General features: G+C 62.0%; 15 protein-coding genes. 7 read left to right on the forward strand and 8 right to left on the reverse strand.

What is annotated here, in order from left to right; translation table 11 throughout:
* Positions 1-175: 175 nt before the first annotated feature.
* The gene (locus NA619_RS07635; protein WP_255961185.1) at positions 176-580 is read left to right on the forward strand and encodes a hypothetical protein; all 405 of its coding nucleotides are present in this window, start codon (positions 176-178) and stop codon (positions 578-580) included.
* A gap of 251 nt (positions 581-831) precedes the next feature.
* Here the strand turns inward: NA619_RS07635 and NA619_RS07640 are convergent, their stop codons facing one another.
* Positions 832-2,754 (reverse strand): methyl-accepting chemotaxis protein, encoded by a 1,923-nt coding sequence (locus NA619_RS07640; protein WP_255961186.1) that lies wholly within the window; start codon positions 2,752-2,754, stop codon positions 832-834.
* 398 nt (positions 2,755-3,152) lie between these two features.
* On the opposite strand from NA619_RS07640, the gene NA619_RS07645 reads away from it, so the two are divergent.
* Positions 3,153-4,628: a YdgA family protein gene (locus NA619_RS07645; protein WP_255961187.1), complete on the forward strand. Its 1,476-nt coding sequence runs from the start codon at positions 3,153-3,155 to the stop codon at positions 4,626-4,628.
* Positions 4,629-4,713: 85 nt separating this feature from the next.
* Here NA619_RS07645 and NA619_RS07650 read toward each other — a convergent pair whose 3' ends face one another.
* Together NA619_RS07650 and NA619_RS07655 are read right to left on the reverse strand one after the other, a co-directional pair.
* The gene (locus tag NA619_RS07650) at positions 4,714-5,874 is read right to left on the reverse strand and encodes a sensor histidine kinase (RefSeq protein ID WP_255961188.1); all 1,161 of its coding nucleotides are present in this window, start codon (positions 5,872-5,874) and stop codon (positions 4,714-4,716) included.
* A 245-nt stretch (positions 5,875-6,119) separates the two neighbouring features.
* Positions 6,120-7,931 (reverse strand): bifunctional metallophosphatase/5'-nucleotidase, encoded by a 1,812-nt coding sequence (locus NA619_RS07655; protein WP_255961189.1) that lies wholly within the window; start codon positions 7,929-7,931, stop codon positions 6,120-6,122.
* 221 nt (positions 7,932-8,152) lie between these two features.
* Here NA619_RS07655 and NA619_RS07660 point away from each other — a divergent pair, with 221 nt between their 5' ends.
* On the forward strand, positions 8,153-8,644 hold the full coding sequence (locus NA619_RS07660; protein ID WP_255961190.1) for a DUF4126 family protein: 492 nt from the start codon (positions 8,153-8,155) through the stop codon (positions 8,642-8,644).
* A gap of 286 nt (positions 8,645-8,930) precedes the next feature.
* On the opposite strand, the gene NA619_RS07665 is transcribed toward NA619_RS07660, so the two are convergent.
* The 3 genes from NA619_RS07665 to NA619_RS07675 all read right to left on the reverse strand — a co-directional run bounded on the left by NA619_RS07665 (position 8,931) and on the right by NA619_RS07675 (position 12,204).
* Positions 8,931-9,737: a hypothetical protein gene (locus NA619_RS07665; RefSeq protein ID WP_255961191.1), complete on the reverse strand. Its 807-nt coding sequence runs from the start codon at positions 9,735-9,737 to the stop codon at positions 8,931-8,933.
* 517 nt (positions 9,738-10,254) lie between these two features.
* A complete protein-coding gene (gene yghU / locus NA619_RS07670; RefSeq protein WP_255961192.1) occupies positions 10,255-11,094 on the reverse strand; it encodes a glutathione-dependent disulfide-bond oxidoreductase in 840 nt (279 codons plus the stop codon).
* Positions 11,095-11,301: 207 nt separating this feature from the next.
* The gene (locus NA619_RS07675; protein ID WP_255961193.1) at positions 11,302-12,204 is read right to left on the reverse strand and encodes an alpha/beta fold hydrolase; all 903 of its coding nucleotides are present in this window, start codon (positions 12,202-12,204) and stop codon (positions 11,302-11,304) included.
* 100 nt (positions 12,205-12,304) lie between these two features.
* On the opposite strand from NA619_RS07675, the gene NA619_RS07680 reads away from it, so the two are divergent.
* On the forward strand, positions 12,305-12,886 hold the full coding sequence (locus NA619_RS07680) for a TetR/AcrR family transcriptional regulator (RefSeq protein WP_255961194.1): 582 nt from the start codon (positions 12,305-12,307) through the stop codon (positions 12,884-12,886).
* 107 nt (positions 12,887-12,993) lie between these two features.
* On the opposite strand, the gene NA619_RS07685 is transcribed toward NA619_RS07680, so the two are convergent.
* Positions 12,994-13,776, reverse strand: a complete 783-nt coding sequence (locus NA619_RS07685; RefSeq protein ID WP_255961195.1) for an IclR family transcriptional regulator — start codon at positions 13,774-13,776, stop codon at positions 12,994-12,996.
* 612 nt (positions 13,777-14,388) lie between these two features.
* On the opposite strand from NA619_RS07685, the gene rpmB reads away from it, so the two are divergent.
* Together rpmB and rpmG are read left to right on the forward strand one after the other, a co-directional pair.
* Entirely contained in the window at positions 14,389-14,625 is a 237-nt protein-coding gene (gene rpmB / locus NA619_RS07690; protein WP_019339373.1) for a 50S ribosomal protein L28, read from the forward strand.
* Between the two features lie 11 nt (positions 14,626-14,636).
* On the forward strand, positions 14,637-14,792 hold the full coding sequence (gene rpmG, locus NA619_RS07695; RefSeq protein WP_045423166.1) for a 50S ribosomal protein L33: 156 nt from the start codon (positions 14,637-14,639) through the stop codon (positions 14,790-14,792).
* Positions 14,793-15,011: 219 nt separating this feature from the next.
* Here rpmG and NA619_RS07700 read toward each other — a convergent pair whose 3' ends face one another.
* The gene (locus NA619_RS07700; protein ID WP_255961482.1) at positions 15,012-16,337 is read right to left on the reverse strand and encodes an aspartate aminotransferase family protein; all 1,326 of its coding nucleotides are present in this window, start codon (positions 16,335-16,337) and stop codon (positions 15,012-15,014) included.
* A gap of 203 nt (positions 16,338-16,540) precedes the next feature.
* On the opposite strand from NA619_RS07700, the gene NA619_RS07705 reads away from it, so the two are divergent.
* Positions 16,541-18,034, forward strand: a complete 1,494-nt coding sequence (locus tag NA619_RS07705) for an aldehyde dehydrogenase (RefSeq protein ID WP_255961196.1) — start codon at positions 16,541-16,543, stop codon at positions 18,032-18,034.
* Positions 18,035-18,078: the final 44 nt, after the last annotated feature.

Here is an 18,078-nt window from a genome sequence, read left to right on the forward strand (position 1 = left end):
GGCTAACGCTAGGGCGCGGCATGTTTATGGGCGGTGGTGGGCTGAAGCCCACCGATTCGTAGCTCAGCGCCGGGATTTATCGACACCTCTGACGCTCTCATGTGGGTAGCCTGCGGCTCAGCCGACGTCGAGTCTTTGATGCGGGTGGGACGGCGTTTCGATAAGGGGAAAGCGCGTGGACAGTCGGGAATTCGTTTGGGCGCATTTCAAGCTCAATGCCGAGCAGCGCCTGCGAGGGTTCAACTTCTTCGTGGTGCTGGCGATCTTTGCTGATGGCGGGGTGCTGGCGGCGCTGGAGCGAGGGTTTTCGCCGGGGCTGCTGGTGCTGCTGGGCGCTTTCACCGTGTTGCTGGCGATGGTTTTCTGGCTGGTCGATGCGCGCAGCCGCCAGCTGTTGCAGCTGACCATTACGGCGCTCAAGGAGATGGAGTTGGAGTTTCCCGCCAGCCACCGGCTGTTCGCTCACGATGCGTTGGGGCAAAGCTGGATCATCAGTTACACCTTCGCCATTCGCGCGCTGTTGCTGGCACAGATGGGTTTTGGCCTGGGCGTGCTCGGCTACGGGCTGTACCACTGGTAATTGATGTCGGTCAGACCATCGACAGGCTCAGCCTGTAGCGAGCGCGTCCGTCCTCTTTTGAACCCTATGAATCCGGGATCTGGCTGAGTTCATCGACAGCACGATTTCGCGCTGCTCATGTGAATGGCTCGTCACGCGCTTTGCCGATGCCGGCGCGGTTGATCGATCAGGCGCCGAAGCGCCTGTGCATGACGGTCCGCTGGCGATGTACACCAGCGGCGGTGTTGATGTCGCTTGCTCAGCCGTGACGCTTAAACGCGGAACCGACGTACCTGGTTCTGCAGCTCGGTGCCGAGCTTGGCCAGTTCCAGGCTGGCGCTGGCGGTTTGCTCACTGGCGGTCGAGGTTTGATCGGCGATGTCCTGCACGCTGACGACGCTGCGGTTGATCTCATCGACGACGGCACCTTGCTGCTCGGCGGCGGCGGCGATCTGCTGGGTCATGCCCTGAACCCTGGATATGCTCTGAGTGATGCTGTTCAGGGCTGCGCCGGCTTCGCGAGCCAGTTCCACAGTGCTGGTGGTCAGCGCACGGCTGTCGCCCATCCGTTGTACGGCTGTGGCAGTGCCTTGCTGCAGTGCGGAGATCAGCGTTTCGATCTCCTGCGTGGATTGCTGGGTGCGCCGGGCCAGCCCGCGAACCTCGTCGGCCACGACCGCGAAACCGCGTCCGGCTTCACCTGCACGGGCAGCTTCAATCGCCGCGTTCAGGGCGAGCAGGTTGGTTTGTTCGGACACCGCTTTGATCACATCGAGCATGTTGCCAATCGTGCCGCTTTCCTGCTCCAGCGCACCCATGGCGGCGCTGGAACGCTCGACTTCGCTGGCCAGCCGCTCGATCTGGACAACCGTCTGGTTGACGATCTGCGCGCCGGACATGGCGTCGGCCGCGGCCTGATCCACCGAGGAGGCCGCTTCCACGGCGTTGCGGGCGACGTCTTGTACGGAAGTCGCCATCTCGTGCATGGCCGTGGCGACCTGTTCGGTTTCCAGCTTCTGGCTATTGGTGCCGGCCATGGTCTGCTGGGTGATGGCGGACAATTCTTCGGTGGCGCTGGCGATCTGCGTAGCACCGTCGCCGATGTGGCTAACCAGCCTACGCAGGCTGACGGTCATCTGGGCCAGGCCGGCCTGCAGCTGGCCGATCTCATCCCCCCGACGAACAGGTTCAGTCTGGCTCAGATCGCCATTGGCGATGCGCTGCACGTCAGCCAGGGCGGCGCGCAGTGCCGGGACGATCTGCTGGGTGATCAGCCACGCCGCGGCGATGCCGATCAACAGGGCCACCAGAATGCTCACACTGAGCTGCTGGACTGCTCGCTGCACATCGTCTTCGCGGGACTTCATCTGGCTGCCATAGAGCGAGTCGGTGCCTGCCACCAGTGCATCGCCCTGGGCCTTGATCGCGGTGATGACGGCTTGAATCTGCAGCAGCGCGGCCTGGTTGATATCCAGCGCGGCGCGGTAGCCCTTCATGTGGCTGTCGAGTGCGTCGACACTGGGTGCATCCAGTTCGCCAAAGGCGCTGCGCAGGAGGGGAATGGTCGCTATCGCGTGTTCTGCCTGTGCAACCGCCTTGGCCAGGTTTTCGGGGTTGCCGCTATAGGTGTATCCGCGGACTTCAAAGCGCGCGCGTTGGAAATCCAGCTGCAACTGGTCGAGCGCCTTGGTGCGTTCGAGCAGTGTCTGGGCATCTGGGTAATTACTGTCGATCTGGGGTTCCAGCGTGGCGAAAAGCGCAACTGCCGCGTCGGAATGCTCGCCCAGTTGCCCCCGTGCAGCGCTGCTCTGGCGATAGGCTGCGGTGAGCTTGCCGAACTCGTCGCTATAGCGTTGCACTGTCTGGCCCAGGCTTTCCAACACTGCCCGGTCTTCATCAAGGCGTAGTGTGCCGAGCAATTCCTTACGGTGATCGGAGACTTCGGTCAGGGCAGCTTGCATCGCTTCGCCAAGGGCAGCGTCGCCATTGCTGGCAACAAAGGCGCTACGGGCCAGCCTGAGGCTATAGACATCTTGCAGCAGGTGATTGACTGCACTGCTGCGGTCCATACGTGAGGACAGGCTGCTGATGCCGCTCCAGCCCGCCCAGGCGATTATCAGACTCAGCGACAACGACAGGCCGAAACCTGCAATGAGTTTCATCGAGACGCGGGTGTTGGCGAGCCACTTGAACATTTGATGCTCCACGGCCCGTCAAGCAGGCGTCGTCTGGATGGTCAACGCGACCAATGTAAGGACTTCGGCTGTTCATCTGTCAGCTTGAATTGAGCCGACGAACGAGCGGCGTGGCTATCATGAACGCTCCGGTAGAAGCCCTCAGAAAGCGCTCAGCAGGACGCCATGGCGAAGCGGTCGGTAAACCGCCGCGAAGAAGGGCGGTGACGCAGGTCTGGCTCAGAGATCTGCGGGCTGTTCGCCTGGTGATGCCGCATCGCGATTTGTTGCGACGTTCTCACCCTTTTCATCACATTGCATGGCGCGCTGGAGCCTGCGAAGACGCGCTGATAGAGTGCCGCCGCTTGCCAACCACCGGCTGACAGGACGTCTGCCCAGCCGCCGCACAGGACGTTTTCATGAAAAAGCTCGCACTCGCCGTTGCCGTACCTCTGGCCCTCATCGGGGCCGCCACCGTTTACACCAGTACTCAGGTCGAATCGACCGCGCGCGATGCCGTCGACCAGGCCAATCTCAAGCTGCGCCAGATGAACATCGGCGCCGGTGCCGACGTCAGCTTGACGATGCTCAGCTTCGACCGCGGCCTGCTCTCCAGCGAAGCCCGCTATCAGATCGACTTCGAAGCGCCTGATGACGAGGGCAACACCCAGCAGTATTCGGTGCTGCTGCAGGATCGTCTCGAGCACGGCCCGTTTCCTGTTTCGCGTCTCGCCCGTGGCCGCCTGATGCCGGTCGCTGCTCAGAGCCACGTTCAGCTCGAGCGCACACCGCTGACCGAAAAGCTGTTCGAAGCTGCCGGTGACGAAGCGCCGCTGATCGGCGAAGTCACCATTGGCTATGACGGCCGCCAGCATGGCGAGCTGCGCTCGGCGGCGTTCAACATCGAGGATGCCGAAGGCACGCTTCGCGTTTCGCCCGGCAGCGTCACCTTCGAAGCGGCAGAGGACGCCACCTCGTTCAGCATGGAAGGTGAGTTGAAAGAGATCGAGCTCAACCTGACCGGTGAATCGGGCAAGCCGGTACGGATGAGCATCCGCGGCGTCAGCATGTCCGGCGACAAGGCGGAGGATGCCAACGGCTTCGCGCTGGGTCCTTCGGCCCTGACCGTCGAGCGGATGGACATCCAGGCCGGCGACGCACCCGCTGTAGTCATCCGCAAGGCGTCTTTCGAAGAGTCGCTGGGCCTCGGCAGCCGTGGGCTCGACCAGACCGCCGCCTACCGCGTTGGCGAACTGGAGGCGCAAGGCCACACGTTCAGCAACATCACCCTCGCTTTCAGCCTGCGCCACCTTGAAGAAGCCAGCCTTAAGGCGCTGGTCGACAGCTACAAGGCGATGCTCGAAAACGGCGCCAGCCAGGAAGATGCCATCGCCAACATGACCGAAGCCCAGCAGAGCGAGCTGCAAATGCAAGCCATGCAGCTGCTGGAGCACAAGCCGACCCTGGCGCTGGACGAGTTTGGCTTCCAGACCGTCAACGGCGCTGCCCGGCTCGCGCTGGTGCTTGATCTGCAGAGCCCGAATGCAGACGCCTTCACTCCTGACGCAATGGCCACCAGCATGCTCGCTGCGCTCAAAGCCGACGCCGGGATTGACAAGGCTCTGGTGCGCGACATCGCCAGCCTGATCGTCAAGCACCAGCAAGGTGACGAGCCGAACCCGGCTGCACTGCAGCAGGAAACCGATGCCGCCACCGATCTGTTCAGCGGTATGGCGCTCAATACCGGCTGGTTCCAGCTGCAGGGTGATCACCTCGCCAGTTCACTGCACTATGCCGACGACAAAGTGACGCTGAACGGCCGCGACATGAGCGTGCAGGAGTTCATCGGCTTTGCCTTCGGTTCGGCTCAGGGCGCTGGACTGCTCGGTCAGTAAGTCACGGGCTGCATGAAAAAGGGCGACCTTCGGGTCGCCTTTTTCGTGTGTGAATGCGAAGTGCATGGTCGTCCACGCGCCAGCTCTAGTCACTCGGGTCGGTTGCGCGTCTCAATATCTGCCCGCCAAGCGGCAGCTTCACGGTAAAGGTGGTGCCTAGCTCGGCGGTTGATTCGACGACGATAGTTCCCTTGTGTGCCGCTACGATCTCGCTGGCGATATACAGCCCCAGGCCCAGCCCTGAGTGCGGGCCGTGTTCTCCTGCAGCGTACTGAGAATGACGGCTCATAGGATTGAAGATGTCTGCGATTGCATCCTTGGCAATGGGTTCTCCCTGGTTATGCACGGTGAAGACCGCATGCGCCTGCTCGACGTGCATACCTACCTTGATGGCTCCAGTTTTGCTGCCATGCTGCACCGCGTTGCTAATCATGTTGGAAAACACCTGTTCCATGCGCGATGCGTCGAACAGGCCAGTCAGGTTTCCACTGGTGTCATAGGCAATCTGGCGTTCGGGGTTGTACGCCCGCACTTCCTCCACCATGCCTTCGCACACCTCCGCCAGGTTGACCTCGATCTGGTGAACCGGGATGCCCGATCCACTCTGTGAGCGAGTGAAATCGAGCAAGTCGGTGACGATCTTGTTGGCTCGTTTGGCACTGGTGTAAATCCGCGAGGCGAGCATCGTGGGCTTAGCGTTCAGATTGTCATCCAGAAGCAACACTTCGGCACCTAGCTGGATGGCGCCCAAGGGGGTGCGCAGATCGTGACCGAGAATGCCGAGAAAGACATTGCGCGTGCTGGTCACCGTCCGTGAATAGCTGGCAACGGATTCGGCGAGCGACTGGTCGATGGCCTCGTTGAAGCGCGTCATATCCTCGACTTCGAAGTCCGTGCCATTCTTTATTTCCTGCAACCACTTTCGAAGCACGCTGGAGCGCAGAGCATGGTACTCAGAGACCATTTCGTTGATGCTGAAGCCCGCATCATGGCGCAGGGTGGCGTGGGTTTCCGCCGCCGTTTCGCCGTGGCCCTTGTTTGCCTTACCGATGGATTTATCAATCTGCTCGGTCGTCGACTGACTGGTGCGAAGGTCCTCGGCGATGGTCCTCAGCATCTGCTCGGCATGGTCGCGCAGGGCGTCAACATCCATCGAACGGGATGCTCCGGGGATGCTTCTGGCGAAGTCTTCCCACGACTGGAGAATGGGCTCGAGGTTATCGAGGATGAAGTCGGCAAGACGCATGGGGCTGCTCCGCAACAAGGTGGACGCCGCACAAAACGTAAATCGATAACCGGGAGGCTTCTCGCATCCCAGGTTGTCACGCAGTGATCAAAGCGATGAAGTGAGGTAAGAAATGTGCACCCGCCATCCTGGGCGTGGTGTCCTGGACCGCTTGGCTGCGGGTGAGGGTGCCGCTACGAGCAAAACGGGGATAGAAAAAAAGGGGACAGTGAAATATCTGTCCCCTTTGTTCACCGCTAGTTCAATCAGTCCACTCGCTCGACCCGTCCCTCGAGGCTTCCGATGAATGGCTGCGGGAGCGACTCGATGTAGTCCACCAGCGCATCCAGATCCACCGGGCCGACGACGCGATTCTTGCCTTCGTTGAGGATGGTGAAGTTGTCGCCGCCGCCCGCGAGGAAGGAATTCACCGTGACGCGGTAGGTTACCGCCGGGTTGATCGGCGCGCCGGCTGCATCGCGCATCTCAATGATGCGGTTGCCGACGGGGCGGCTGGCCGACCAGCTGTAACGAATGCCGGACGGTTTGAGCAGGCGAGGGTAGCTCTGACCGATCCACTGTTGCTCCAACAGCGTCTTGATCTGCACGCCTGTCAGGTCCATGGAGACCAGATCGTTGGCGAACGGCTGGATGGCGAACAGCTCGCCCCAGGTCACTTCACCGCCTGGCAGGTCTGCGCGGATGCCGCCCGGGTTCATGAAGCTGATTTGCGCATCGGTCGCCACGCGCTGGGCGTCGGCGATCAGGTTGCCCAGCGCGGATTCGCCCGCAGGCGTTTCGGTCCGCGTGATGTCGCCCTGAGCCAGGCCCACCACGCGCTCGACCAAGGGTTTGACCCGGGCATCGGCTTGCGCGACCAGAGCCGCAACCTCCGAATCCGGCGACAGGCCGGCGCCCTGGTCAGCCCAGGTGGTGCGCACGACGGCTGATTTCTCGACGATGTCACGGCTGCGGCGGCTGATCACCAGTTCGATATCGGCATAAGCGGTGCCCGCGGAAAACGCCTGGGTAACGAGGATAGGTTTGCCACCGGCGTTGGGCACCAGCGCGTTCGTGAAGCCGTGGGCGTGACCGGAGAGGACCACGTCCACCTCATCGTCCAGACGTTTGATGATGTCGACTACCGGGCCGGTGACGGTGTCGGCCGCAGGGTTGGTCGGGCCGTCATAGCTGGTCTGCTGGCCGCCCTGGTGCAGCGCGACGACGATGGCGCGCACCCCATGGCGTCTCAGTTCGGCCACGGACCGGTTGATGGCGTCCGCCTCGTCGATGAAGCGCAGGCCGGCCACGCCGCTCGGCGAAACGATGGATGGGGTTTCCTTGAGCACCGCGCCAATCACGCCGATCCGCACGCCTTCCTGGTAATAGATCGAATAGGGCGGCAGCAGGGATTCGCCGGTGGACTGGTCGATCACGTTGCTCGAGACCATCGGAAAGCGCGCGCCTTTCCAGTCGTCTTCGAGGAAGGGGCCGTTGCGATGGTTGCCGCCAGTGTGCAGGCGCAGCAGCTCGGCGCGGCCATCGTCGAATTCGTGGTTGCCAAGGGTGCCGAGCAGATTGCAACGCTGCTGAGTGAAGGGCTGCACGCTGCGGGGCATCTGCATTTGCCGGCTGAACGGGCGGCAATGCGGATTGGCCAACAGATTGAAAAAGCTGATGGAGGGTTCGTCTTCCAGCAGGGCCGAATTGGGAGGCGAGGCGCCGACCTGATCGCCATCATGAACGATAAGCGTGTTGTCGTTGCTCGCCGCCTTCAGGTACGCCGCCAGCACGGCCGCGCCACCAGCCGGCCGACCGGCCACCGTGCGCGGGGAAAGCTGTCCGTGGAAGTCATTGATGCTCAGCAGGTTGAGCGACACCACCGGCTCGGGTCGCCAGGCCGGGTCCCGCCAGCTGCGGCGCTCGGCGGCCTGCTGGCGTGCCTTGAGACCTCCAAGCTGTTCTTCACGAAAGTCCTGCTCGGTGGAGCCGTGCTCCGCTTGTACTTGGGCAGACGCCGGTGCGGCGATGCCGGCCAGCATGGCGGCGAACATCCAATCCAGTATGCGCGTACGCATTTGCGAATCCTCGGGGCGGTGGGGTCCGACCGAAACTAGGAAGCGCAGGTGGCAAGTTGATGACGGCCTGTTGTTGTTTTGGCGCGAGCCGACATGCGGTAACCGGACTGCCAGTGCGGTCGGGGAGGTAGGGGCCGCGGTGGTGTCGTCCGTCGCTCGTTGGCGCGGGTTATCGAACGCCCACGGCTGGGGCCCGGTCGGTAATAGAGACCAACGGGAGAATGACGATGACATCCAATCTGTTATGGGGCGCCCTGGCGCTCGGCATGGTGACCGGTATGCGCAGCATGCTCGCGCCGACGATGGTCAGCCGCGCGCTGGCTTCGCGGGAAGACATCGAAGAGGCAGACGAGCCGGCCCGCACGCTGGCATCGCATCGTGCCCAGCAATTTCTTCTGCCGATGGCGGCCGCGGAGTTGCTAGGCGACAAGATGCCTTTTGCACCGGATCGCACCATCGTCCCCTCGATGATGTTTCGCGCGCTGTCCGGTGGCGTCACCGCCGCGGCCCTGGCCAGTGCACGGCGCGAGCCGGTATGGCTGCCGGCATTGCTCGGCGCAACGGCGGCGCTGGTGGCATCAGAAACCGGACTCAGGATGCGCAAGCCCTATCAGAGCAACACGCTGGCGAATGCTGCGTTGGGGCTTACTGAAGACTGCGTGGCGTTGTCAGTCGGCAGCGCCGGAATACGGAGCGCACTGGACGCGCGGTGAGTAAACCAACGCGTGGTTGGCAGCGGAGGAAAGACGGACCCTTTTAGCCCGCTACGCGTGACAAAGGCGCTTGGTTCGTTCGGCATGGAGCAGTCAGCAAGGTGCGGACGTGCTGGGCTGTACCGCCATTGGGCAAAACGTATATAGGGCCTATCGGATGATGGTCTGGCGCATCAGCATCGAGGCTGCCGGTTAGCAGCGGTGCGCTGTCGGAAGGCAGCAATAGATACAGACGGGCGACTTACACGGGCCGCTGCGCGCGGCCCGTGATCGCTGCGTCAGGTGATCAGCTCGGTCGGCGAATCACGCATACGCGGTCGGTGCAGGTTCCAGCCTGGGTGGCATCCGTACCTTGCGTGGCATCGCGAGTGCCGACCGTCTCACCAGCCAGACCACCGCCTGTTGGCGCTGCGGTAGCGGCCGTCTCCGGATAGCCCGTGCCGGCCCGTTTGGCTGCACTGCCAACTTCATATCGACTGGTATCGGCCGAGCCTGCGTCCATATTGCCGGTCGCGCCTACGCTGGTGGTGTGGCTCGTGCCTACTGGCGTACCGGCATCGAAATGCGCGGTTCCTGATGGGCGCGCTTGGGCGGTCGCACCGGCTTGAGCGCCAGCGAAATGTTTATCCATATGACTTTCGCCGCCTGTCGCCCCGGCATAAGGGCTGGTGGCCCCGGCATAGCCTGGCGTGGCGCCCGCTCCGGTCGTACCGTCCTGGTCGATGCTGATGGCGCCGTTGTACTCCAGCGCATCGCGTGCGCGGATCAACTGATCCTCATCGAACACGTCGACCGCGATTACCAGCGAACCGCGACGCACCGCTTCGGGATAAGCCGAAGCATGGCGGCGATGATCGTCATGCGGTTCATGGCCGAACAGCGACTTGAAGAAATGCGCGACCTTGGACTCGTGATGCTCGCGATCCACCGTGCTGTCGGTGGTGGAGTAAGGCTCATCGTAGGCGTGGATGTGCGCATGCTCGGCGCCTACGGAATGGATCTGCTCCTGAGGGATGCCCCGGGACATCAGATCGCCGTGGGTCCGAGTGGCATCGGTCAGCGTTGCGAACGCTGCTACCAGAGTGTGTTTCATGGGTCACCTCGCGTTGTGTTGAACAACCTGGGTATGCGGAGCGCTGCGTCCTGACGCCATGGCAGCCGAAAGCAGCCATGAACGATGGCTGCCTCGACAGCCAACAAATGCAACGCCCATAGAGGTTGGGTCTGGCACGGCTGCCTTAGTTCAGAACTGAGGATCAGAGGTCGGTGCGCGAGGGTGAATGAGTGCGTGAGTTGCGGTCACCGGCCGAGGGGGCGGTGGAGGGGTTCGAGGTTGCAGCGAGGTGTCGGGGTGAAGTGTTGATCATTGCATCGGCTGGTGTGCCGGTGCGGTGGGTCATCAGAAGCGAGTTCGGTGGTTCTCGCGCGGAGGCGAACACGGGGATTACATGCATTGCGTTGCGCCTGTAATCCATCTGAGGTGGGCGGGGTGGTGCCGGGGCGATTGTGCTGTTCATCCGCCTCCGTATTCGCTGGCGCTCCGGTGCGTGCGGAGCGAAGGTGGAAAAGGCTTCGCCGTTTTCCACCCTACGTTCGGGTTGAGGCTGTGTTCAGTCCAGATCCGCTGCGCTGTGCCGCTCGGGCGCCTGCTCGGATTCTTCGCCCCAGGTGCGGTTGACCTTGCGACCGCGAATCACCCCGGGTCGCTCCGCCACTTCTGCAGCCCAGCGCTGGACATGTTTGTAGTCCTGCACCGAGAGAAATTCGCCGGCCTCGTACAGCTCACCACGGACCAGCACGCCGTACCAGGGCCAGATGGCCATGTCGGCGATGCTGTAGTCGTCGCCGGCGATGTAGCGGTTCTCGGCCAGCTGACGATCGAGCACGTCGAGCTGGCGCTTGACCTCCATCGCGTAGCGGTTGATCGGGTACTCGTACTTTTCCGGCGCATAGGCATAGAAATGCCCGAAACCGCCGCCGAGGAAGGGCGCCGAACCCATCTGCCAGAACAACCAGTTCATGGTTTCGGTGCGGGCGCGGGTTTCGGTCGGCAGAAAGGCGCCGAACTTTTCCGCGAGGTAGAACAGGATCGAGCCCGACTCGAACACCCGCAACGGTTCGCCTTCGACGCTGTGATCGGCCAGCGCAGGAATCTTGGAATTCGGATTGATCTCGACGAAGCCGCTGCCGAACTGATCGCCTTCACCGATCTTGATCAGCCACGCGTCGTATTCAGCGCCCACATGACCGGCGGCGAGCAGCTCTTCGAGCATGATCGAAATCTTCACACCATTGGGCGTCGCCAGCGAATAAAGCTGCAGCGGATGCTTGCCCACTGGCAGCGCCCTTTCCTCTCGCGCACCGGCAGTCGGCGCATTGATGCTGGCGAACTTGCCACCGGACGGCGCGTCGTGCGTCCAGACCTTGGGCGGTACGTAGGTATCAGGCATGGCGGTCTCCTCGAATGGGCTCTTGGGATGTGCAGGCGATGCTACGCGCTCGCGCGGTGCGGTCGAAATCAAGCTGATCGATATTGGTCATCGCTGAAGAGTGGTTGGTTCTGTAGCGGCGTTTGACCCCTTCGCAGACGTGATTGGCCTTGGCTAGCCCGACGCTACATCCGAAAAACGATGCCTACGGCCAGCTGCTCCGCAGCTTTATCTCGCCGCGGCCAGCGCGTCAGTTGGGGCTTGGTGGCATTGCTCCAGCTCCGGCAGCAGATAGTTTGCCCAGAGTGTCGGTGCGAAGGATTCCCGGAAGAATCCGAAGTGGCCGATGCGATCGGCGCCCACTTCACTCGGGGCGATGCGGTGCATGCTTTTCGGTGCGCCGGTATAGAAGCCATGCAGCGATTCGGTGTTGCGCGCCGACATCATTTCGTCATCGGTAAACGAGAGCGACGTCAGGGGTGTTTGCACCGCTGCAAAGGCCTGACGCATGGGATCGCCTTCTACGCCGACCAGATACTCAGGATGCAGGCACCAGCGGCGCCACTGTCGGATTACGCCGGCCGGCAAGTCGCCCACCGCGCCGATGCGGTCGCCGGGAAAGTAGCCAGCGATGGCGGTCAGGGCCGGGGCAAGGCCGTGCCAGAGCAACCAGGCTTTGTGCTTGATCTGCGGACTGTTCTCCCGCCAATAGCCGCTGCCTGCGGCGATGGTGACGATTCGGGTAATCCGCTCGTGGCCTTTGACGAGAGGCAGTATCTGCGCGCCGACGCTGTGACCAATCCAGTACAGCGGTTGCTCATCTGTCGCTTCGGCCACCGCCGCGAGCATTGCGCTGCAGTCGTGGCGGGCCCAGTCGAGAATATCCACCTTTAGGTAGCGCAGGGGGATCTGGCGCGAGCGGCCCATGCCGAGATAGTCGAACGTGATGACCAGATAGCCACGGTCGGCCAGCCAACTGGCGAACGTGGCATAGAAGCGTTGCTTGACGCCCATTGCCGATGCAATCAGCACTGCGCCGCGTGGCGTGCCGCTCGGTTGATACCAGTAACTGGAAAGCAGGTGTCCGTTGCCGTTGTCGATCGATCGCTCTTCAGGCTGTATCGTCGCCATCTTGTTGTTCTCCGCGCTGGTTGGGTTGCCGCATTCGCTGCAGTATACGAACAACAGAATATTATTCTAGAAAATTATTCTAGTTCGCTTTGGAGGCCGGATGGCGCGTAGTAGTCGCAAACAGGAAATCCTTCAGGCTGCGCTCGCCTGCTTTACCGAGTTTGGGGTGGAGGCGACCACCATCGAAATGATCAGAGACCGTTCCGGCGCCAGCATCGGCAGCCTTTACCACCATTTCGGTAACCGCGAGCGGATCATCGCTGTGCTTTATCTGGAGGGCATCGGTGAATACGCCGCGCGATTGGAGGCCGGACTGATCGATACGCTGGATGCCGAGGCGTGCGTCAAATTGTTCGTCACCAGCTACATCGATTGGGTCGTGGAAAACCCGGACTGGGCACGCTTCGTTCTGCACAACCGTGGGAGGGTCGAGGCTGGCGAGATGGGGGAACGGCTGCGTGAGGTCAATCAGGCCCATGGGGAGAGGGTCAGCGCGATTTTGCGTCGACACCGCGACAGTGGCGCCTTCAGACGGATGCCGGGCGATTGCTTTCTGGCGGTGGTGATTGGGCCTTGCCATGACATGGCGCGCAATTGGCTGGCCGGACGCTCGCGTACTGCGTTGGCGGACTGCCGCGATCTGCTGGCGGACATCGCCTGGGCCAGCGTCCGGGCGCAGTGACCGCAACGCATCGCCGAAGCTCGCGCTGGGAAATGCTTGTTGAATCCGCGCCTCCGGGCTGGATGGGTCACCTTTGGTGCGACAGCCCAGCAACATTGATCAGTCGATCAGACACCCAGGCTTTCGATATCGCGTGCGAGCATTTCCAGCTGATGCGCCAGTGAGCCCCGCAGAATTTCCTCACTGAGCTGGAAGGACGGGGCGCCGCAGGTCAGCGCCATGATGCTGCCGTCGGCCAGATGCAGCGGCACTCCTGCTGCCATCACGTTGCGGTCCCAGTCGCCGAGGGACAGGCAGAAGCCGTGCTGGCGGAACTCGGCGAAGGACTGCTCCAGTGATTGCTGCATGGCCGCCCAACCGTCCCCGTACTTGGTTTCCAGCGCAGCCATCAGGTGCTCGCGCTCCTTGTCTGGCGTACCGGCCAGAAAAGCGCGCCCTGCGGCCGTGGTCGCCAGCGGCAGGCGCACCCCGGCATCCATGCGCAGCGTCGAGACCTCTGCCGGGCGGCAGTTCTCGATATAGATCATCGACAACCGATCACGGCAGGTGAGCCCCACTGAGGTATTGGTGCGACGAGAGAACTCGTCCATGTACGGCTTGGCCAGCTGACGCACGCGCAGGTTCGAAACATAGGCATAACCCAGCGCCAGGACGCCTGAGTCGAGCTGGTACTTTTCCAGCTGCTGCGAATAACTGAGGTAGCCAAGCTTGGTCAGGGTGTAGGTCATGCGCGACACCGTAGGCTTGGGCAGCCCGGTTATGCGTGCGATGTCCTGGTTGCCCATCACCACCGAGCCGTGGGTGAAGGCGCGCAGAACATCCAGGCCTCGGGAAAGCGCCTCGACGAACTTGCGATCCTTGGGGTTCTCGATGTCTTCAGCGTCGCTCATGTGATGTCGGTCTGTCTGTAGTGGGCAGCGGGGCGGCACGATAGCAGATCGCCTTGATGGCCTGCAGCGCAGCCGTTAGCGCTGCTGATAGACTGGGCGCCGCCCGATGCCGCGATTTGCGAAAGTTGGGCTTTATGGTAGCTCATAAAATCGTATAAGCATTCCGCACTGCAAAACAAATGTTCGCTCTGTAGATATATCGGCGTAAATACCGAGCCCGCGTAGCCTTTTTGGGTTTGCGAAGCAGGCTGCCCGGCAGAGCTTTGAAATATCAGTGTGATCCGACCAATGAGGCGGCGGGGCCGATAGGAGCGGTATGCACGCCCTGCTTCGACCGCTTGGGCGACGAACGGCTTCTTCTATAAGGAGCCGTCACAACGTAGGCTGGCAGGCGGATTACGGCGGATCGTCTGGATATTGAATGGCAATCCGCGCTTGTTGCTCCAGGGGCTTTCTGATATAAAGCAGCGCTCTTTTCTAGGGGCCCGGTTTCTTCGCTTGTCGCGTAGCCGGTAAGACCCCAACGAAACGTGGCGCTGAGCGCCAAATGACTAGTGAATTCAAGCGGCCAACCCATGCCGGGTTGGGCATGTGGTTTTAGAGGGCTGAGGCATGTCGAGAGTCTGTCAAGTTACCGGTAAGGGTCCGGTAACCGGGAACAACATTTCCCACGCGAACAACAAAACCCGTCGTCGTTTTCTGCCGAACCTGCAGCATCACCGCTTCTGGGTCGAGTCCGAGAACCGCTTCGTACGTCTGCGCCTGACTGCCAAAGGCATGCGCGTTATCGACAAGCGCGGCATCGACGCCGTTCTGGCTGAACTCCGCGCTCGCGGCGAAAAGGTTTAAGGAGAACTATCATGCGTGACCTGATCCGTTTGGTGTCCAGCGCCGGTACCGGCCATTTCTACACCACCGACAAGAACAAGCGCACCACTCCCGACAAGATCGAGATCAAGAAGTACGATCCTGTCGTGCGTAAGCATGTGATGTACAAGGAAGCCAAGATCAAGTAATTGATCGGCCCTTGAAGAAAAACCCGCCTATCGGCGGGTTTTTTCGTTTCGGGGTATCGCCTTTGGGTGACAAGCCAAAAGCTTGCGCCAGGGCGATGCACGCACTGTAGGAGCCAGCTTGCTGGCGATCAGCTGTGCTATTGCGTAGCAAGAAGGCTGTGTCCAGCGACCTACGCGAACCACAGCACGAATACTTCCGGGCGCGATACCGACGCGCTGTCAGGCCGTTTTGCGAATGGCATCAGCCAGACGCTCGATCATTGCATCAATGTGCTCACGCTCGACGATCAGCGCCGGCGACAGCGCAATGGTGTCGCCGCTGGCGCGGGCCAGCAGTCCGTCTTCGAAGCACTGGCGGAACACCTCGTAGCCGCGCTTGCCGACGCCGTCCGCATGGGCTGCGAACTGAATCCCGGCAACCAGGCCGACCGTGCGAATGTCGGTCACGTTGGGCAGTCCCTGAAGGCTGAACAGGGCATCCTGCCAGTAATCTTCGATCTCGATGGCTTTCTGGAACAGGTTCTCGCGCTGGTAGATTTCCTGAGCGGCGAGGGCAGCGGCGCAGGCCACCGGGTGGCCGGAGTAGGTGTAGCCGTGGAAGAACTCGATGGTGCTTTCCGGACCTTGCATGAAGGCGTCATGAATCTTTTCATCGACCAGCACCGCGCCCATGGGGATTGCACCGTTGGTCAAACCCTTGGCACAGGTGAGAATGTCCGGCGTGACGCCCCAGCGCTGGGCGGCGAAGGCCTCGCCGACCCGACCAAAGCCGGTAATCACTTCATCGAATATCAGCAGGATGCCGTGCTTGCGGGTGATCTCGCGCAAACGTTGTAGATAACCTTGGGGCGGCAGGATGACACCAGCAGAGCCGGACATTGGCTCGACGATCACGGCGGCAATATTTTCCGCCCCATGCAAGGTGACCAGTCGCTCCAGTTCATCGGCACGCTCTACCCCATGCTCTGGCAAGCCACGAGTGAAGGCGTTGCGTTGCAGGTCGAGCGTATGCGGCAGGTGGTCCACACCCGGCAGCAGCGCGCCGAAGGCCTTGCGGTTGTTGGCCATGCCGCCGACTGAGATGCCACCGAAACCGACGCCGTGATACGCCAGCTCACGGCCGATCAGGCGGGTCCGGCTGCCCTGGCCTATCGCGCGCTGATAGGCCAATGCGATCTTGAGCGCGGTGTCGGCTGACTCGGAGCCTGAGTTGGTGAAGAACACCCGATTCAGCCCGGACGGGCTGATCTGCGTGAGCCGCTCGGCGAGCTCGAAAGGCAGCGGGTGGCCCATCTGGAACGTGGGTGCGAAGTCCAGTTGCGCGATCTGCCGGCTCACCGCCTCGGTGATCTCGCGACGTCCATGGCCGGCGTTGCAACACCAAAGTCCGGCAGTGCCATCGATCACCTGGCGACCGTCGGTGTCGGTGTAATACATGCCTTCGGCGCGCTCCAGCAGCCGGGGACTGCCCTTGAACTGGCGGTTGGCGGTGAACGGCATCCAGAAGTGTTCGGCAGACGCGGTGGGGTGCAACTGGTTGGCCATGGCAAGCTCCGGCAGGGCGACGGTTTCGGCGGCTATGCTGTAGCGCGACATCTACTGAGCGCTCAGCAGTTCCGGCGAGTCTATGTTTAATAAAACGAACAAAACAAGGCGAAAAACCCGGCCTTCGTAAAAAATATTGATAGCCCCGGTGCCGCTGGTTTAGGGTGCCTTTCTGATTAATCGACAGATATCGAGGACGCCCCATGACCACCCTGACACTCGCCGACTGGCAACAGCGTGCCCGCGACCTGCGCATTGAAGGTCGGGCTTTCATTCAGGGCGAATACACCGCGCCAAGCGCTGGCGCCAGCTTCGATTGCGTCAGTCCTGTTGATGGTCGCGTGCTGGCGCAGGTGGCCAGCTGTGATGAGGCCGATGCCAATCGCGCGGTGATCAGTGCACGCATGGCGTTCGAGTCCGGCGTTTGGTCGCGACTGGCGCCAACCAAGCGCAAGGCAGTGATGATCCGTTTCGCCGGCTTGCTCGAAGCCAATGCCGCGGAGCTGGCATTGCTCGAAACCCTGGACATGGGCAAGCCGATTAGCGACGCGCTGAACGTGGACATCCCCGGCGCAGCCCGTGCGCTGCGCTGGTCGGGTGAAGCAGTCGACAAGATCTATGACGAGGTGGCCGCGACACCCCATGACCAGCTCGGTCTGGTGACGCGCGAGCCGGTGGGTGTCGTGGCCGCCATCGTGCCGTGGAATTTCCCGCTGATGATGGCCAGCTGGAAGCTCGGCCCGGCCCTGGCAACCGGCAACTCGGTGGTGCTCAAGCCTTCAGAGAAGTCGCCGCTCACTGCCATTCGTGTGGCGCAGCTCGCCATTGAGGCGGGCATTCCGCCGGGTGTACTCAACGTGCTGCCGGGCTACGGACATACAGTGGGCAAGGCGCTGGCGCTGCACATGGACGTCGACACGCTGGTGTTCACCGGCTCCACGCGGGTCGCCAAGCAGTTGATGATCTACGCCGGCGAGTCGAACATGAAACGCGTCTGGCTAGAGGCTGGCGGCAAGAGTCCGAATATCGTCTTCGCCGACGCACCGGATCTGCAGGCCGCAGCCGAGTCGGCTGCCGGTGCGATTGCGTTCAACCAGGGCGAGGTCTGCACCGCCGGCTCGCGGTTGCTGGTCGAGAGCTCGGTCAAGGAGCGCTTCCTGCCGATGGTGGTTGAAGCGCTGAAGGGTTGGAAGCCAGGTAATCCGCTGGATCCGGCTACCAATGTCGGCGCCCTGGTCGATACTCAGCAGCTCGATACGGTACTCGGCTATATCGAGGCCGGTCGCAACGATGGCGCCCGGGTGCTCATCGGCGGCCAGCGGACCATGGAAGACACTGGTGGCCTGTATGTCGAGCCGACCATCTTCGACGGCGTCAGCAATGCCATGAAGATCGCTCGCGAGGAGATCTTCGGACCGGTGCTTTCGGTGATCACGTTCGATACCGCAGCCGAAGCCGTTGCTATTGCCAACGACACGCCCTACGGCCTTGCAGCCGCGGTGTGGACGTCGGACCTGTCCAAAGCGCATCTGACCGCCAAAGCGCTGCGGGCCGGCAGCGTGTGGGTCAACCAGTATGACGGCGGCGACATGACCGCGCCGTTTGGCGGCTTCAAGCAGTCCGGCAACGGTCGAGACAAGTCGCTGCACGCCTTCGACAAATACACCGAGTTGAAGGCGACCTGGATCAAGCTTTAGAGCGGCTTCGGGCTTCAGGTAGACGCAACTCGTAGGGTGGATGT

The organism is Stutzerimonas stutzeri (assembly GCF_024448895.1).
In the GTDB taxonomy this organism is placed as follows: domain Bacteria; phylum Pseudomonadota; class Gammaproteobacteria; order Pseudomonadales; family Pseudomonadaceae; genus Stutzerimonas; species Stutzerimonas stutzeri_Q.

Coding starts and splice junctions, on each gene's coding strand:
- NA619_RS07640 (WP_255961186.1), bottom strand. CDS start 2,754: ATGTTCAAGTGGCTCGCCAACACCCGCGTCTCGATGAAACTCATTGCA.
- NA619_RS07645 (WP_255961187.1), top strand. CDS start 3,153: ATGAAAAAGCTCGCACTCGCCGTTGCCGTACCTCTGGCCCTCATCGGG.
- NA619_RS07650 (WP_255961188.1), bottom strand. CDS start 5,874: ATGCGTCTTGCCGACTTCATCCTCGATAACCTCGAGCCCATTCTCCAG.
- NA619_RS07655 (WP_255961189.1), bottom strand. CDS start 7,931: ATGCGTACGCGCATACTGGATTGGATGTTCGCCGCCATGCTGGCCGGC.
- NA619_RS07660 (WP_255961190.1), top strand. CDS start 8,153: ATGACGATGACATCCAATCTGTTATGGGGCGCCCTGGCGCTCGGCATG.
- NA619_RS07665 (WP_255961191.1), bottom strand. CDS start 9,737: ATGAAACACACTCTGGTAGCAGCGTTCGCAACGCTGACCGATGCCACT.
- yghU (WP_255961192.1), bottom strand. CDS start 11,094: ATGCCTGATACCTACGTACCGCCCAAGGTCTGGACGCACGACGCGCCG.
- NA619_RS07675 (WP_255961193.1), bottom strand. CDS start 12,204: ATGGCGACGATACAGCCTGAAGAGCGATCGATCGACAACGGCAACGGA.
- NA619_RS07680 (WP_255961194.1), top strand. CDS start 12,305: ATGGCGCGTAGTAGTCGCAAACAGGAAATCCTTCAGGCTGCGCTCGCC.
- NA619_RS07685 (WP_255961195.1), bottom strand. CDS start 13,776: ATGAGCGACGCTGAAGACATCGAGAACCCCAAGGATCGCAAGTTCGTC.
- rpmB (WP_019339373.1), top strand. CDS start 14,389: ATGTCGAGAGTCTGTCAAGTTACCGGTAAGGGTCCGGTAACCGGGAAC.
- rpmG (WP_045423166.1), top strand. CDS start 14,637: ATGCGTGACCTGATCCGTTTGGTGTCCAGCGCCGGTACCGGCCATTTC.
- NA619_RS07700 (WP_255961482.1), bottom strand. CDS start 16,337: ATGGCCAACCAGTTGCACCCCACCGCGTCTGCCGAACACTTCTGGATG.
- NA619_RS07705 (WP_255961196.1), top strand. CDS start 16,541: ATGACCACCCTGACACTCGCCGACTGGCAACAGCGTGCCCGCGACCTG.